This is a genomic window from Streptomyces sp. NBC_00654 (assembly GCF_026341775.1).
In the GTDB taxonomy this organism is placed as follows: domain Bacteria; phylum Actinomycetota; class Actinomycetes; order Streptomycetales; family Streptomycetaceae; genus Streptomyces.
On record NZ_JAPEOB010000002.1, the window covers coordinates 867,735 to 882,700 of the forward strand.

At 70.6% G+C, this 14,966-nt stretch carries 12 protein-coding genes; 9 read left to right on the plus strand and 3 right to left on the minus strand.

Annotated features, from left to right (window positions below; all coding sequences use genetic code 11):
• The first annotated feature begins 40 nt into the window (after positions 1–40).
• The gene (locus OHA98_RS24080; protein WP_266928822.1) at positions 41–754 is read left to right on the plus strand and encodes a class I SAM-dependent methyltransferase; all 714 of its coding nucleotides are present in this window, start codon (positions 41–43) and stop codon (positions 752–754) included.
• A gap of 90 nt (positions 755–844) precedes the next feature.
• On the opposite strand, the gene OHA98_RS24085 is transcribed toward OHA98_RS24080, so the two are convergent.
• Complete coding sequence (locus OHA98_RS24085; protein ID WP_266930882.1) at positions 845–2,845, minus strand: APC family permease; 2,001 nt, start codon at positions 2,843–2,845, stop codon at positions 845–847.
• A gap of 298 nt (positions 2,846–3,143) precedes the next feature.
• Between OHA98_RS24085 and OHA98_RS24090 the strand changes: the two genes are divergently transcribed.
• From OHA98_RS24090 to OHA98_RS24120, 7 genes are all read left to right on the plus strand, one after another.
• Positions 3,144–3,704: a hypothetical protein gene (locus OHA98_RS24090; protein ID WP_266928823.1), complete on the plus strand. Its 561-nt coding sequence runs from the start codon at positions 3,144–3,146 to the stop codon at positions 3,702–3,704.
• A gap of 240 nt (positions 3,705–3,944) precedes the next feature.
• The gene (locus tag OHA98_RS24095; RefSeq protein ID WP_266928824.1) at positions 3,945–5,312 is read left to right on the plus strand and encodes a sensor histidine kinase; all 1,368 of its coding nucleotides are present in this window, start codon (positions 3,945–3,947) and stop codon (positions 5,310–5,312) included.
• Positions 5,305–6,042 carry a response regulator transcription factor gene (locus tag OHA98_RS24100; RefSeq protein ID WP_266928825.1) on the plus strand — a complete coding sequence of 246 codons (738 nt, stop codon included), beginning with the start codon at positions 5,305–5,307 and terminating at the stop codon, positions 6,040–6,042. Before OHA98_RS24095 ends, OHA98_RS24100 begins: the two co-directional genes overlap by 8 nt.
• A gap of 178 nt (positions 6,043–6,220) precedes the next feature.
• Positions 6,221–7,024 (plus strand): class I SAM-dependent methyltransferase, encoded by an 804-nt coding sequence (locus OHA98_RS24105; protein ID WP_266928826.1) that lies wholly within the window; start codon positions 6,221–6,223, stop codon positions 7,022–7,024.
• 178 nt (positions 7,025–7,202) lie between these two features.
• On the plus strand, positions 7,203–8,168 hold the full coding sequence (locus OHA98_RS24110) for an aldo/keto reductase (protein ID WP_266930883.1): 966 nt from the start codon (positions 7,203–7,205) through the stop codon (positions 8,166–8,168).
• 301 nt (positions 8,169–8,469) lie between these two features.
• Positions 8,470–9,558 (plus strand): mannosyltransferase family protein, encoded by a 1,089-nt coding sequence (locus OHA98_RS24115; protein WP_323179667.1) that lies wholly within the window; start codon positions 8,470–8,472, stop codon positions 9,556–9,558.
• Positions 9,559–9,897: 339 nt separating this feature from the next.
• Positions 9,898–11,127, plus strand: a complete 1,230-nt coding sequence (locus OHA98_RS24120) for a hypothetical protein (protein WP_266928827.1) — start codon at positions 9,898–9,900, stop codon at positions 11,125–11,127.
• Positions 11,128–11,198: 71 nt separating this feature from the next.
• Here the strand turns inward: OHA98_RS24120 and OHA98_RS24125 are convergent, their stop codons facing one another.
• Both OHA98_RS24125 and OHA98_RS24130 read right to left on the minus strand, forming a co-directional pair.
• Positions 11,199–12,848: an FAD-dependent oxidoreductase gene (locus OHA98_RS24125; protein WP_266928828.1), complete on the minus strand. Its 1,650-nt coding sequence runs from the start codon at positions 12,846–12,848 to the stop codon at positions 11,199–11,201.
• Positions 12,849–12,882: 34 nt separating this feature from the next.
• A complete protein-coding gene (locus tag OHA98_RS24130) occupies positions 12,883–13,797 on the minus strand; it encodes a diiron oxygenase (protein WP_266928829.1) in 915 nt (304 codons plus the stop codon).
• A gap of 430 nt (positions 13,798–14,227) precedes the next feature.
• Here OHA98_RS24130 and OHA98_RS24135 point away from each other — a divergent pair, with 430 nt between their 5' ends.
• On the plus strand, positions 14,228–14,839 hold the full coding sequence (locus OHA98_RS24135) for a hypothetical protein (protein ID WP_266928830.1): 612 nt from the start codon (positions 14,228–14,230) through the stop codon (positions 14,837–14,839).
• The last annotated feature ends 127 nt before the right edge of the window (positions 14,840–14,966 follow it).

Below are 14,966 nucleotides of genomic sequence, written 5' to 3' on the forward strand. Positions count from 1 at the left end.
CGATCCCGGGGAATGCCGGACCGACGTAAGGATCGTCTTCATGGGTGAAGGTCACGAACTCTCGGCCGCAGCAGCGTTCGACGCGCTGGGAGCCGAGTACGAGCGGGCCTTCGCCGGCTCACCGGCCCACCACGACTCGCTGCGCCGGCTGAGCGAACAGCTCGCGCCCGGCAGCAGGATCCTGGACGTGGGCAGCGGTACGGGACGGCCGACCGCGCAGACGCTGGCGGACGCGGGACACCGGGTGCTGGGCGTCGATGTCTCACCGGTCATGACGGAGATCGCGGCCCGGCAGGTGCCGGACGCGGTCTTCCGGTGCGCCGACATCCGTACGCTGCCGCTGGACGGCGCCGACGCGGATACGGGTGCGGGTACGGGTGCGGGTACGGAGACGGAGACGGAGACGGAGACGGATGCGGGCGCCGCGGGAGCGGGGTTCGACGCGGTCTGTGTGTATTTCTCGCTGCTCCAGATGCCGCGCGAAGACCAGTCCCGGCTGCTGCACAGGTTCCGCCGGTCGCTGAAGCCCGGCGGGCGGCTGGTCGTGGCGACGGTGCCGCTGGACGTGGAGGACGTGGGCGGCGTGTTCATGGGGCAGCCGGTGCGCGTGACCAGTTTCGGCGCGGAGGAGTTCACCGCGCTGGTGAAGGAGGCCGGGTTCGCGATCGAGTGGCAGCAGAGCAGTGTGTTCACGCCCGACCACCCGGCGGGGGAACCCGAGCCGCACCTGTTCCTGCACTGCCGGCGGCTCTGACCCCGGGCCCGGCGGGGCGCGAGGCGGAGGCGGACACCGGAGCACAAGCAAGGGGGCAGGAAGCAGGTAGCGGCGGCAGGGTCCGGCGGGTCAGGCCGGGCCGTCGTGTCCGCCCACCGGCTCCCCGCCGGACGGGCCCGGCGGGGCGGGTTCGCCGCGGCGGACCGCGCCCGGGGCGCGTCCGGCCGGACGGTCGGCACGGCGGGAGGAGTGCAGCTGCCACGGCACGCTGATGACCATCACCCCGGGGGTGAAGAGCAGACGGCTCTTCAGCCACAGTGCCGTCTGGTTGTGCAGCGCGTTCTCCCACCAGTGTCCGACGACGTACTCGGGGATGAAGACCGCCACGACGTCGCGCGGCCCGGCCCGCCGGATCGAGCGGACGTACCCCACCACCGGCCGGGTGATCTCGCGGTACGGGGAGTCGAGGACCGTGAGCGGCACCTGGATGTCGTACTCCTGCCACTTGCTCCGGACCTCGGCCACCCCCTCCGGGTCGACCGAGACGGTCAGCGCCTCCAGCCGGTCCGGACGGAAGGCGCGGGCGTAGGCCAGGGCCCGCATCGTCGGCTTGTGCACGGTGGAGACGAGCACGATCGCGAACACCCTGGAGGGAGGGGCGAGTTCGCTGTGCGCGTCGGTGACGGCGAGTTCGGCGGCGACGCTGTCGTAGTGACGGCGTACGGCCCGCATCATCAGCCACAGCAGGGTCGCGGCGAGCACGGCCAGCCACGCGCCCTGGGTGAACTTGGTGGCCAGCACGATGATCAGGACCAGCCCTGTGACGACCGCGCCGGTGGCGTTGATGACACGGGCGATCCGGTGACCGCGCCGCACGGCGGGGGCGGTCTCGGTGCGCAGTTCACGGTTCCAGTGCCGGACCATGCCCGACTGGGAGAGCGTGAAGGAGGTGAAGACACCGAGGATGTAGAGGTGGATCAGGCTGGTCACATTGGCCCCGAAGCCCCACAGCAGCAGACCGGCGGTGATGGCCAGCGCCAGGATGCCGTTGGAGAAGGCCAGCCGGTCGCCGCGGTTGTGCAGTTGCCGCGGCAGGTAGCGGTGCTGGGCGAGGATCGAGGTGAGCAACGGGAAGCCGTTGTACGCGGTGTTCGCGGCCAGGATCAGGACCAGCGCGGTGGCCGCCTGGATGAAGTAGAAGCCGACACTGTCGCTGCCGAACACGGCGGAGGCGACCTGGGCGATGACCGTGCGCTGGGTGTGGTCCGCGCAGTCGCCGCCGAGGCCGGTGAGCCGGCAGGCGTCGTCGGTGATGTGCACGTCGGTGATCAGCGCGAGTGTGGTCACGCCGACGAACATGGTGACGGCGATGATGCCCATGGCGGCCAGGGTGGTCGCGGCGTTCCTCGGCTTGGGACGGCGAAAGGCGGGGACGCCGTTGGAGATCGCCTCCACGCCCGTCAGGGCCGTACAACCGCTGGAGAACGCCCGCAGGACCAGCATCACCAGGGCCAGGCCCATGAGATCGGCGTCCCCCGGCCGGGGGGTGACGCCGTACGCCGCGCTCTCCGACACCGGCGCGTCGCCCAGCGCGTAGCGGAACAGTCCGGTGGCGACCATGATCAGCACACCGCCGATGAACAGATAGGTGGGAGCGGCGAACGCGCGGCCGGACTCCCGCACTCCTCGCAGGTTCATCGCGCTCAGCAGGGCGACGAAGACCAGCGCCATCGGCACCCGGTAGTCGGCCAGCCGGGGCACGGCCGAGATGATGTTGTCCACGCCCGACGCCACGGACACGGCCACCGTCATGACGTAATCCACCATCAGCGAGGCGGCCACCACCAGGCCGGCCGACGGTCCCAGGTTCGTCGAGGCCACCTCGTACGAGCCGCCGCCGCTCGGATAGGCGTGCACGACCTGACGGTAGGAGAGGACCACCACCGTCATCAGGGCCACGACGGCGGCCGCGATCCACGGCGTGAAGTGGAGGTACGCCAGACCGCCGAGGGTCAGGACCAGCAGGATCTCCTGGGTCGCGTACGCCACCGAGGACAGCGGGTCGGAAGCGAAGATCGGCAGGGCGAGCCGTTTGGTGAGCAGCGTCCCGCCCAGTGCCTCGCTGCGCATCGCCCGGCCGATCACCAGGCGCTTGAGGAGTTCCGGCACGTTGAGCACAGGGCCAACGTAAGGCGCGCCGGGGAAGAACCTGCACAGAAGTGGCGCATTCAGCGCAATTCATGCGAGGGCCCCCGTCCGTGCACGAGGCACAGGGACCCCGGGAAGCCGCACGGCCGCCCCGCGGACCGCATGGGCGAGCACGGTCGCGGCGCCGGCCGTGTCAGACATCCGTCAAGACAGGCGACCGCAGCGTCAAAGGCACATCAGACCGTTCCGGATCCCGGTGAAGCCTTCCTAGTGTCGCCTCATGCGACAACGCCCCGCATCCCGGCGCATCCGGCCGCCCGATGCAGATCCCGCGGTACCCGGCACGGTCCACGACAGCCACTGGCCGGGTGAGTTCCGGGCGGCGTGCGGCTGTGCGGTGCTCTTCCTGGGACTGCTGCTGACCGTCGACGGGGGCGACGGCACACTGACCGCGCCACGCGTGGCCCTCTGGTCCGGGCTGGCGCTGCTGCTGTTCGTGATCCTGCTGCCTGCCCGGGTGACCGCGGGGCACGGCTGGCTGGAGTCGCGCGGACCGTTGCGCAGGCAGCGGGTGCGGACCGACCTGCTCGTCTCGGCCCGGTGGTCCGGTGGTGTCGTCCGTCGGCTCGTCATCCGCGATGCCGACGGGGGGCTGGCCGAGCTGGATCCACGGGTGCTGGCCGCGAACCCCGCGCTCTGGCATCTGGTGGACACGGCGGCCCGTTCGTCGCAGGCGCACGGGCATCTGCGGTACGGGGAGTCGGCGCTCTCGGAGTTGTCGCGGCACATCGACGGGGCCACCGCCCGCACGATCTTCAGAGTCTCGATGTTCGACGAATAGCGGCCCCGGTCGGCCCGGAGCCTCCCCGAAGCCTCCCCGGGCCGACCGGGCCGACCGGGCCGACCGGGCTGACCGGGCCGACCGGGCCGACCGGGACCGGACACGGTGAGCCGGGGGAACGGTGGCCGGGGAACGGCCGGACGGCCGGGTGCCGCCGCCCGCGTAGGTCGTGAGTATGAGATCGGCGAACGGGACCTGCGACTGATGCCGCGACGACCGGCGTCTTTTAGCGTCGTTCCTGTGAAACCCGATCTGCTCGAACCACCCCGGACGGCGGCCATGGTGCGCGGCACACCCAGCGGTACGAAGAGCGCCGCGGGCGGCGGCCGTTCCCCGGCCCTCGCCGCGCTGCGCGGCGACCTCTTCCGTCACGCGTTCACCGTCCGCCCCCTCCCGCCGCTGAGCGATTCGCCCGCGCTGAACCGCGCCCGCTCGGCGCTGCCGGCCGGACTGCGCGACGCCGCCCGCTGGGCACCGCACCTCGCGGTCGTCGCGCTCGCCGTGCTGGCGGTGGTGGCCGCGTTCCGGGTCTCGGGCTTCGCCCACGGGTTCCCCGTCCTCCTGCTGGCCGGCGCGCCTGTGCTGCTGACGTTGGTCATGCCGGTGGGGGCCTGGTGGCTGACGATGCTCGCGATCCTCGTCGGGTCGGCCGACCTGGCGAACCTCGGGGGCATGGGGTTGTCACTCCTGCTTCTCACATGCCCGGTGGTGCTCGTGGTGGCCTCGATGCGGCTGGGGTCATGGGCCGCTGTCTGGATGTGGCTGATCACCGGGGCGTTCGTGCTCGGGGGTGGTGGAGTGCTCGGCATCGGTACGCCTTTGTCGTTCCAGGTGCTCGCCCTCGCTCCCGCCGGAGTCGTCGCCGTACTGATGGGCGGCTGGCAGCGGGCCGGACGGCGCGCGGCCGAGCAGACGTCGGCCGCGCAGGACGAGCGCGACCGGCGTGCCGGGCTGGAGGAACGCACCGCCATCGCCCGGGAGCTCCACGATGTCGTCGCCCATCACATGTCGGTGGTCGCTATTCAGGCGGAGGCGGCCCAGTACCGGGTGAAGAACCCGCCTCCCGAGCTGACGGAGACCTTTGCCGCCCTCCGTGAGAACGCCGTGCTCGCACTCGCCGAGATGCGCCGGATCCTGGGCGTCATCCGGGCGGACACGGAGCCGGGGACGGGTCCCGGGAACCGGGCGCCGCAGCCCACCCTCGCCCGCCTCGGCCCGGTGATCGCCGGGGTGCGCGCCTCGGGGGCGGAGGTGACGAAGACGGTGACCGGCAAGGTGCGCGTACTGGCCCCGGGGGTGGAACTGTCCGCCTACCGGATCGTGCAGGAAGCGCTCAGCAATGTCCTGCGGCACGCGCCCGGCGCGACGGTGACCGTCGAACTCTCCTATGTGACGACCGGTCTCGGACTGCGGGTGGTCAACGGTCCCGCACAGCGTCCGGCAAGTGCCTCGCCGGGCGCCGGCCACGGTCTCATCGGGATGCGCGAGCGGATCACCATGCTCGAAGGGCGGCTGACGACGCGGCCGACCGCCGAAGGCGGGTTCGACGTCACCGCGTTCCTGCCCGATGTGACGCAGGCCCGCGAGGAGGACGCCGACCATGCCTGAGCAGCCCCCCGTGAGAGTCCTGATCGCTGACGACCAGGAGATGGTGCGCGAGGGTTTCGCCGTACTCCTGGCGTCCCAGCCCGGCATCGAGATCGCCGGTACCGCGGCGGACGGCGTCGAAGCCCTCGTCAAGGTCGCCGAGCTGCGCCCGGACGTCGTGCTCATGGACGTACGGATGCCGGAGATGGACGGCCTGGAGGCGACCGCGCGGATCGTCGCGAGCACCCCGGACACCAAGGTCCTCATCCTCACGACCTACGACCTGGACGAGTACGTCTATCAGGCGCTGTGCGCCGGGGCGAGCGGATTCCTGCTCAAGGACGCCTCGGCGCGGCAGCTGGCGGAAGGTGTACGGGTCGTGGCCGCGGGTGACTCCCTGCTGTCCCCCTCCTCCACCCGGCGGCTGATCACCGAGTTCACCCGCCTCGCCGGAACCGGAACAGGGGCCGGAACAGGGGCCGGTGCCGGAGACGGAGCCCGCGCCCACGCGGGACCGCTGCCCCCGGCGAGGACCGGCATTCCCGAGCTGACCGAACGCGAGACGGCCGTGCTGGCACTGATCGCCCAGGGCTTGTCCAACACCGAGATCGGCGACCATCTCTTCGTCACCGAGTCCACCGTCAAGACACACGTCAGCAAGGTGCTCGTGAAGCTGGGCCTGCGCGACCGCACCCAGGCGGCCATCTACGCCTACGAACACGGAGTGGTGGTCATCGGCGGCAGGGACTGAACCGGCCCGCCCCGACCGACGCGCCGCGCACTCCCCTCCCGGTCCCCTCGCCCCTCGTACCACCCTCTTCTCCCCCTCCCGTTCTGTCTCCCGTCCCGTCCCTGTCTCTTCTCCCTTGAGCCTGACGGCGCCAACTCCCTACCCCCGCATGCCCATTTCACCTGACGAAGGTCGCATCATGCCGAAAAAGACGCCCACATCCCTGGCTGCCAACCGTTCCGCCCTGTCCCACCGCGTGTCCTATGCCCTGCGCAACCCCGGGCGCATCGCTCCCTATGTGCGCCGTTCCGTGCGCGACACCTGGCTCAGCGCCAAGCACCGGGACCACGTCGCCTACTACCGGGCGGTGATGGCGTCGGACACCGGCCGCAACCCCGAGGCGGCCGTCGGAAGCCGGACGCACGAGCGCTGGCTCGCGCTCGGCGCGATGCAGTTCGACTATCTGACGGAGCACGGGCTGAAGCCCGGCCACCGGATGCTCGACATCGGCTGCGGCAACCTGCGCGCCGGCTGGCGCTTCATCGACTATCTCGATTCCGGGAACTACTACGGAATCGACATCTCGCCGGACATCCTCATCTCCGCCAAGCGAACGGTCAGCACGTACCACCTGCAGGACAAGCTCCCTCATCTCACGATCACCCATGATCTGACCCTCGACTTCCTTCCTCAGGGCCATTTCGACGTGGTGCACGCGCACAGCGTGTTCTCGCACTCGCCGATCGAGGTCATCGCCGAGTGCCTGGCGCACGTCGAACGGATCCTCGCTCCCGGGGGCTTCTTCGACTTCACCTTCGACCGCACCGACGGCGTCGAGCACGCGGTACTGCGGGAGGACTTCTACTACCGCACCGGGACACTGATCGCCCTCGCCGCCGAGCACGGCCTCGAAGCCCGGTTCATGGACGACTGGGAAGAGCGGCCGCACGGCCAGTCGAAGATCCGGGTGTACGCACCCGACCGAGGCACCGAGAACGGCTGAAGACCGCCGCCCAGCCTGTGGAGCACAGACCGAAACCCGAGGTCAGGTGGTTTTCAGGCCGTTGCCCCCAAGGGCTTGAAACCCACCTGACCCCGTCTTCCCGGTCGCCTATCGTCAACGTGATTCCCGGCGGCCGCCTCGGCTCCGCCGGGGCGGAACCATGACGTGGAGGATGATTGTGCGCTACCGCGAGCTGGGAAGCAGCGGTCTGTCCGTGTCCGAGATCGGGTACGGCGCGTGGGGCATCGGTGAGTCGGGCTGGGTGGGCGCCTCGGAGGACGAGTCCGTACGCGCCCTGCACCGCGCCATCGACCTCGGTGTGAACTTCATCGACACCGCCCGCGGCTATGGCGAGAGCGAGCGGATCGTCGGCCGGGTCGTCCGCGAACGGACCGGTGACCAGGTGCGTGTCGCGACCAAGGTTCCGCCGAAGAACGGCATGTGGCCGGCGCCGGACGGCCTGGACCCCTCGGAGACGTTCCCCGGCGCTCACATCCGCGAGAGCCTGGAGACCAGCCTGCTCGCGGCCGGCCTGGACCACTTCGACGTGCTTCAGTTCCACGTCTGGAACGACGACTGGGTCGGCCGCGGCGACTGGCTGGAGACGATCGCCGAGCTGAAGCAGGAAGGGAAGATCGGCCTGTTCGGCGTCTCGGTGAACGACCACCGGCCCGACAGCACGCTCGAACTCGTCCGCAGCGGAAACGTGGACAGTGTGCAGGTCATCTACAACATCTTCGACCAGAGCCCCGCCGACGAACTGTTTCCGGCCTGCGAGGAGCACGGCGTCGGCGTCATCGTGCGGGTGGCACTGGACGAGGGTGGTCTCACCGGCCGGATCACCGCCGGCACGACGTTCCCCGAAGGCGACTGGCGCAACCGCTACTTCCGTGACGACCGCCCGGCACAGGTCGAGAAGCGGGTCGCCTCGATCGTCGCCGACCTCGGTATCGCCCCCGACGAGATCGCGGAGAACGCGCTGCGGTTCGTCCTGAGTTCGCCGGCGGTCTCCACCGTCATCCCCGGGATGCGGACTCTTCGCAATGTCGAGCGCAACACGGCTCTGAGCGACGGACACCCTCTCTCCGCCGATCAGCTCGCCGTCCTGGCCGGGCACCGCTGGGAGCGGAACTTCTACAGCTGATCCGCGCACACCGCAGCCCGGCATACCGACGGCCCCACCGCAGACAGTGCGGTGGGGCCGTCGGCGTATCGGACGGATGGATGGCCCCCACCCCGAGGGAGCTGCCGCCTGCCGCTTCCCTCTCGTTGAGTACCGTGTACCCGGAACGCGGCGGAAAGAGTTTCCCGCAAAGAGTCAAAGATCCAAAGAGTCCGTCATGACACGGGGGTTGGCAATCCACGCACCATCGCTCGACACATCGAAACCCGGCCGACCCCCGGAAGCGCCCGGAAAGGGGCGCCTCGACAGCGCCGCTTCCGCGGTGATCCTCTTCGCCGCGACCAAGATTCTCGGTCTCGTCGTCCTGACGATCTGGTCCGCTTCCCGCGGGAAGAGCGCTCATACGTTGCTGAGCGAGCGCTGGGATTCGCTCTGGTACACACGTATCGCCGAGAGCGGCTATGCGTTTTCGCTTCAGGCTCCCGATGGGCGAAACCTCTCCAGCATGGCCTTTTTCCCCCTCCTCCCCTGGCTGGAGGAAGGGGGGTCCCGCATCACCTCCTGGAGTACGGGCGATATCGGTCTCGTGATCAGCGCGGTCTCCTCGCTCGTTGCCGCTCTCGGGCTCTTCCGGCTCGGCGAGCAGGTGCACAGCGCGCGGGCCGGAGTGATCCTGGCCTGTCTGTGGGGCACCCTTCCGGTCGCCATCGTCCAGTCGATGGCCTACAGCGAATCGCTCTTCGTCGCGCTGGCGGTCTGGGCTCTCCTCGCCCTGCTGCGCGACCGGTGGATGACGGCGGGCCTGCTCGCGGTTCTCGCCGGTCTGACCCGGCCCGTCGGGGTGGCGATCAGCGCTGCCATCGTCGTGTCCGCGGTCGTGGTGCTCGTGACCGAATGGTCCGAGCTCAGCAGGAACAAACGGATCCGTATCATCGCGAGCAGCCTGGTCTCCCCGCTCGGCGCCGTCGGTTTCATTCTGTGGGTCGGACATCAGCGGCAGAAGCTCTTCGGTTATCTGGACGTGCAGGCGGAATGGGGGAACGGATTCGACGGCGGCATCGCCTTCGCGAAATTCCTTGCCGCACCCGTCCTGGATTCCGGAGTATTCGCAGCGGGTATTCTGGCCGTCATCGTTCTCCTCTGCGTATGGCCGCACTGGATCGCGTGGAAGCAACGGCAGCCGATCGCACTGATCGTCTATTCCGCGATCATCACCGTGATGGCAGTAGGGGCTTCCGGATATTTCGGATCGAAACCACGTCTCCTCATACCCGCCTTTCCCCTTCTGCTGGCCCTGGCCATCCGGATGGCACGTGCCCGCCCGGCCCTCGCCCGGGCGGTGCCGGCCGCGATGGCTGTCGTCAGCTCCGTGTACGGAGCGTTCTGGCTGAACGGCTCCGGCCCTCCGTGACAACCGGCCGGCCCGAAGCATCCACGGGCACCTGCGGCCCGGGGCATCCGTGGCACCGGCCCTGAGCATCCCTCGCGTCGCGCCGGTGCCGACACGGTGCTTCCAGTGACAAATGTCAGCGAAAGCGGTGAGAGACCACCACAGGTCAGGGGCCCGGCGGCGCCTAGTTTGTGAACGGGGGCGGGCATCTCACGTGCCGCACCTCGCACGTACGAACCGAAGGAGACCGCCATGCCGCTCCCTGACCCGGCCCCCGCCTCGGCCCCCGCTCCCGCACCGGCTCGGCTCCAGCTCCGGCCCCGGCCCCGGCCCCGGCCCCGGCCCAGCAGGAGACAGGTGGTGAGCACGGGCGCGGTCATCGCCGCCGGTCTCACCACCGGCCTCGCGGCAGCCGCCGCCCCCGCCGTCGCGGCGCCCCGTCGCGCGCCCGGTGCCGCGGCACCGGCCCCCGGCGCGGAACCGCCCGTACGGCTGGTCCTGCCGCGGCCGACCGGTCCCCGGCCCATCGGCACCGCGGCTCTGCACCTCCGCGACCGCGGCCGCCGCGATCCATGGGTGCCCGCACGGCCGGTGAGGGAGTTGATGGTCCAGTTCTGGTACCCCGCCCGCAGCGCCCCCGCCCCGACCGGCACGGGCCGCCACCGGGCTCCGTGGATGACCGCCGAGGCGGCGAAGGTCTTCCAGAGGACGGGGTACCTGCTCGACGGCTATGTCACGCTCCCGGCCACCCACGCCCGTGACGGCGCACCGGCCGATACCCGCACGGGCCCGCGCCCGGTGATCCTCTACTCCCACGGGCACGGTCAGCACCGCGCGTCCAGCACATCGCTGGTCGAGGACCTCGTGAGCCACGGGTACGTCGTCGTCACCATCGACCACACCTACGACGCCGGCCAGGTCGAGTTCCCCGGCGGCCGGGTCGAGACCTACGCCATGCCGCCCCTCGGCGACGGGGACGACGACCCGGTCATCGGCAAGGCGGTCGACGTACGGGTCGCCGACACCCGTTTCGTCCTGGAGGAGCTGTCGCGGATCGTACGCTCCCGGCGTCCGGGCGGCGGGCCGCTCCCGCGCGGTCTCGCCGATGTCCTCGACCTGTCCCGGGTCGCGATGTTCGGTCACTCGCTGGGCGGCGCGACCGCGGCCGCGGCGATGGCGTCGGGGGTGCCGCTGCGCGCCGGCGCGAACCTGGACGGTTCCCTGTTCGGCCCCGTGGTGGATTCGGGGCTGCGCAAACCGTTCCTCCTGATGAGCGAGGACGCGGACACCGATCCGAGCTGGGCCAGGGCCTGGCCCCATCTGCGCGGCTGGCGCCGCAATCTCCGGCTGACCGGGACGCGGCACTTCTCGTACACCGACTACGAGGCCTTCATTCCGCAGGCCGCCGAACGTCTTGGGGCGACCGAGGAGCAGATCGCCGAGTTCATCGGCCCGCTCGACGGGACGCGGGCCATCCGCGTCCAACGGCACTTCCTGCGCGCCTGTTTCGACCTTCATCTGCGCCACCGGCCGGCCCCCGTCCTCGAAGGTCCGTCCGCCCGCTACCCCGAGGTGCGTTTCATCGGCTGAGGGCGGCCCGTCCGGCGTCGTCCCCCGCAGCGCGGTGTCCGCGGCGGGGGACGACGCCGGACGGCCCCGGCTCAGCGCAGCAGCCCGCCGAGGCTCCCTCTCGCCGTCGAGACGAGTTCCTCCACCGTCGCGAGTTTGACGCGCGGCCGGCCGTCGCGGTGGCCGCGCGCCACCTCGGCCCGTTCGATGGCGGCCAGCCCGCGGGCGTCGACGACATGCCGGTTGCGGCGCCGGACCAGCCGCTGAAAGGCCTTCGCCGTACGGGTCGGCGCGGGCAGAGCGCCGGCCACCGCGTCCGCCAGGAGGGCGGAGACGGTCTCCGCGGCACAGGTCCGGTTGGCGCCGATGCCGCCGGTGGGTCCGCGTTTGATCCAGCCCACGACGTAGTTCCCCGGCTGTCCCGTCACCCGGCCGCCCTCGTTCGGAACGACTCCGGCACTCTCGTCGAACGGCAGCCCGGCGACCGGTACCCCTCGGTAGCCGATCGCGCGCATCAGCAGACCCGCACGAATGGTGCGCTCCCCCGCCGCGCTCTCCACCCGTACGGCTTCGACGCGTTCCCTGCCCTCGATCCCGACGGGCGTCGAATGGAAGCGCAGCACGATGCGGCGGCCCGGTGCGGGCGGCCCTTCCAGGTCCGGCCGGCCGGTCGCCACGCCCCGCAGCACCGCGGCCCTGTCGTTCGGCCCGGCCGCGGCGACGGCCCTGGTGATCCGGGGATCGTGGTCGTCGACGATCAGCTCGACGCCCGGCACATGGCGCAGCGCCAGCAGCTCGGAGCGGGTGCAGGCGGCGTCCTCCGGGCCCCGGCGGCCGAGCAGCACCACCTCGCGCACCTTGCTCCCGCGCAGTGCCGTCAGGGCGTGATCGGCGATGTCGGTACGGGCGAGGGCCTCGGGGTCGGCGAGCAGGATCCTGGCCACGTCCAGGGCGACGTTGCCGTTGCCGACGACGACCACGCGTTCGCACGACAGGTCGACCGGCTCCTGTGCCGCGTCCGGGTGGGCGTTGTACCAGGCGACGAACGCGCGCGCCGAGACGCTGCCGGGCAGCTCCTCGCCCGGGACGGTGAGCCGGCGGTCGGCCGATGCCCCGACGGCGTAGACGACCGCGTCGTGGTGCGCGGCGAGTTCCTCCGGGCTGATGTCTGTGCCGATGCCGATTCCCAGGTGCATCCGTACGCGCGGATGTGTGTGGAAGCGCGCGAAGGTGTCGCCGGCCTTCCTGGTCGCGGGATGGTCGGGCGCCACGCCGTACCGCACCAGGCCGCCGGCCACCGGGAGCCGGTCGATCAGGGTCACCTCGGCGTTCGTGTGCAGCAGCAGGTCCTCCGCGGCGTACATGCCGGCCGGCCCGGTTCCGACCACGGCCACCCTGAGCGGCGCGAAGTCCGAGGGAAGGATCCGGGAGAAGGACGGCTCGCCCCAGACGTGGAAGTTGGGACCGTCCGGGGGTGGTACGGGAGCAGCGTCCTCGTAGTACGCCGCGTTGATCGCGACGTACTCCTGCTGCGAGGGGGGCAGGCTGTCGGCGGGGAAGATCGCGTCGACCGGGCAGGCGTCGGCACAGGCCCCGCAGTCGATGCAGGTCTTCGGGTCGATGTGCAGCATCTCCGTGCTGCCGAACGCCCGCTCCTCGGGGGTCGGGTGGATGCAGTTGACCGGGCACACGGATACACAGGTGGCGTCGTTGCAGCAGGTCTGGGTGATGGCATAGGTCATGGCGTCGGCTCGACTCGGTTCCGCTCGGCTCGGCTCAGATCAGGTGGGCGCGCTTGTAGAAGGCGAGGGCGGGCCCGGTGAGCAGGCCGGCCGAGGCCAGGAACTCCATCAGGCCCGAACAGCTCGACCTCATCATGGACTTGTGGTGCTCGTTGGCCTTCGCCTCGGCCAGGGCGCGCTTCTCGTCGAGTCCCGCGTTCTCGTAGACCTTTCGGTTCACCATGCTGGTGACGATGTAGTACGACGCGACGGCCACCACGAAGGCATTGATCTGGCGGCGCACCCGTCCCGCGCCCCTGAGCCGTTTACGTGTCTGCTCGCGGGCGAACTTCATGTGCCGCGATTCCTCGACCACATGGATGTTGTTGATCGTGCGGACGAACGGCACCACCCGTTCGTCGCGCATCCAGTCACGCTGCATGACGTCGAGAACCTCTTCGGCCACGAGGATCGCGGCGTACGCCGCCTCGCCGAACGCCAGTGTCTTGAAGGCCCTGCCGAGTTCCATCACCGGCCGGGACGGCCGGTAGGAGGGGGCTCCGAGCTTCTGGGCGCCCCTGGCGAACATGATCGAGTGCCGGCATTCGTCCGCGATCTCGGTGAGCGCCCACTGGACCTCGTCTCCGGCGGGGTCCTTCGTATACACGTCGCGCAGCACCATCTGCTGCAGGATCATCTCGAACCAGATGCCCGTACTGGCCACCGACGCGGCTTCCTGCCTGGTCAGTGCCTTGCGCTGGGCCTCGGTCAGCTCCGCCCAGTAGGTGGTGCCGTAGAGCGTGCTCCATTCCGGGCTCGCCCCGTGGCAGTCCAGGTCCAGCGGAGTGTCCCAGTCGACCTCGGTGGCCGGGTCGTACGCCAGCACGGCTGCCGAGTCGAGCAACCTGCGGGACACACCGTCGTCTTGGGCGTCGTTCTGTGTGACCGGCCGAACAGTGCTGCCTGCCATGCTGCGGCTCCTTGGCTCGGATGCGTGCGTTCCTCTTCGCTGCCGCCCGCGCGTACGCGCTGCTCGCGTACGGGCCGGCGACTGCCCGCCGGCGTCCGGGCAAGGGGGTCGGGCGGGGGCACGCCCGGCCCGTCACGACCCTCTTGTTAGACACAAGGTATAACAAGAGGCCCGGCTCGCCTACCCCCCGGTAGGCAACAGTCGCACCGGGCCGGGAACAGCATGGGCGAGAGCCAACCCGCCTATGGTTCCGGCCTGTTGACCGCCGCAGAGGGGGCGCGGGCCGGGAAGCGCCGGCACCGCTCCCGGCGGCCGTCCCCGGAAAGGGTGACGAGGGTGCGGAACATCGTCTGCCCGCCCCCGGGATCCCTATCGTGCTGAAGGAGGAGCGATCCGGTTCCTCGACCCCACTCCACGGAAGGGCGCTTACTTGTCCTACTTCGAGAAATTGCCGGAGGTCCTGACACGGTCGGACTTCGCGTCCATCGCGGGCCGCGGAGGACGCAGCCTTGAGCTGATGGCGGCCCGCGGACTCCTCGCGGACGCGACCCACCGCAACCGCGGCAGGTCCGTCTGGGTGGAGGAGCCCGCGGTGGCCTGGTTCCGCACGCTGCACGACCATGCGGTGATCGTGCCGGCCAACCGTCTGGCGATGGATGAACTCGCCACGTACAGCGCGTACTTGTGCCCGCTCAGCAGCAGCCACGTCGGGCTCGCGCGCCCCCGGCTGCTGGTGGCGTACCGGCCGGGAGGCCGGGGCACGGTCTTCGAGGTCACGGCGGTGGAAACGGTCAATCAGGAGGTCCCGGGGACCCGCGGCACGACCGCGAAGACCCGCGAGATCGTCCGTGACGGACGGACGCTGGAGGCCTCCCGGATGCCGTGGACCGTCTTCCACCTCAGCGAGACGGGCACGATCGGCAGCATCCGGCCGGTGATCCAGCAGGGGCGGTATCTGCGGGTGGACGGTGTCCGGCAGGCACTGACCTCTGGACTGCTCACCGTACCCACGCTCGACCAGGCCTTCCCCGCCCGCACATGACCACCGGCCGGGCCGTCTCCCGTACCGGCACGAGCGACTCCCGCGAGGTGCGGGGCGGTTCACGGACCGCGTCCGCGACCCGGCCGGCCTTCACCGGCCCGCCGGTCTCCGGTGGGTCCGCCACCCT

Excerpts from the sequence above, each read along its gene's own strand:
- OHA98_RS24125 (WP_266928828.1), bottom strand. The coding sequence starts at position 12,848 with ATGACCTATGCCATCACCCAGACCTGCTGCAACGACGCCACCTGTGTA.
- OHA98_RS24100 (WP_266928825.1), top strand. The coding sequence starts at position 5,305 with ATGCCTGAGCAGCCCCCCGTGAGAGTCCTGATCGCTGACGACCAGGAG.
- OHA98_RS24130 (WP_266928829.1), bottom strand. The coding sequence starts at position 13,797 with ATGGCAGGCAGCACTGTTCGGCCGGTCACACAGAACGACGCCCAAGAC.
- OHA98_RS24090 (WP_266928823.1), top strand. The coding sequence starts at position 3,144 with ATGCGACAACGCCCCGCATCCCGGCGCATCCGGCCGCCCGATGCAGAT.
- OHA98_RS24085 (WP_266930882.1), bottom strand. The coding sequence starts at position 2,845 with ATGCGCAGCGAGGCACTGGGCGGGACGCTGCTCACCAAACGGCTCGCC.
- OHA98_RS24080 (WP_266928822.1), top strand. The coding sequence starts at position 41 with ATGGGTGAAGGTCACGAACTCTCGGCCGCAGCAGCGTTCGACGCGCTG.
- OHA98_RS24105 (WP_266928826.1), top strand. The coding sequence starts at position 6,221 with ATGCCGAAAAAGACGCCCACATCCCTGGCTGCCAACCGTTCCGCCCTG.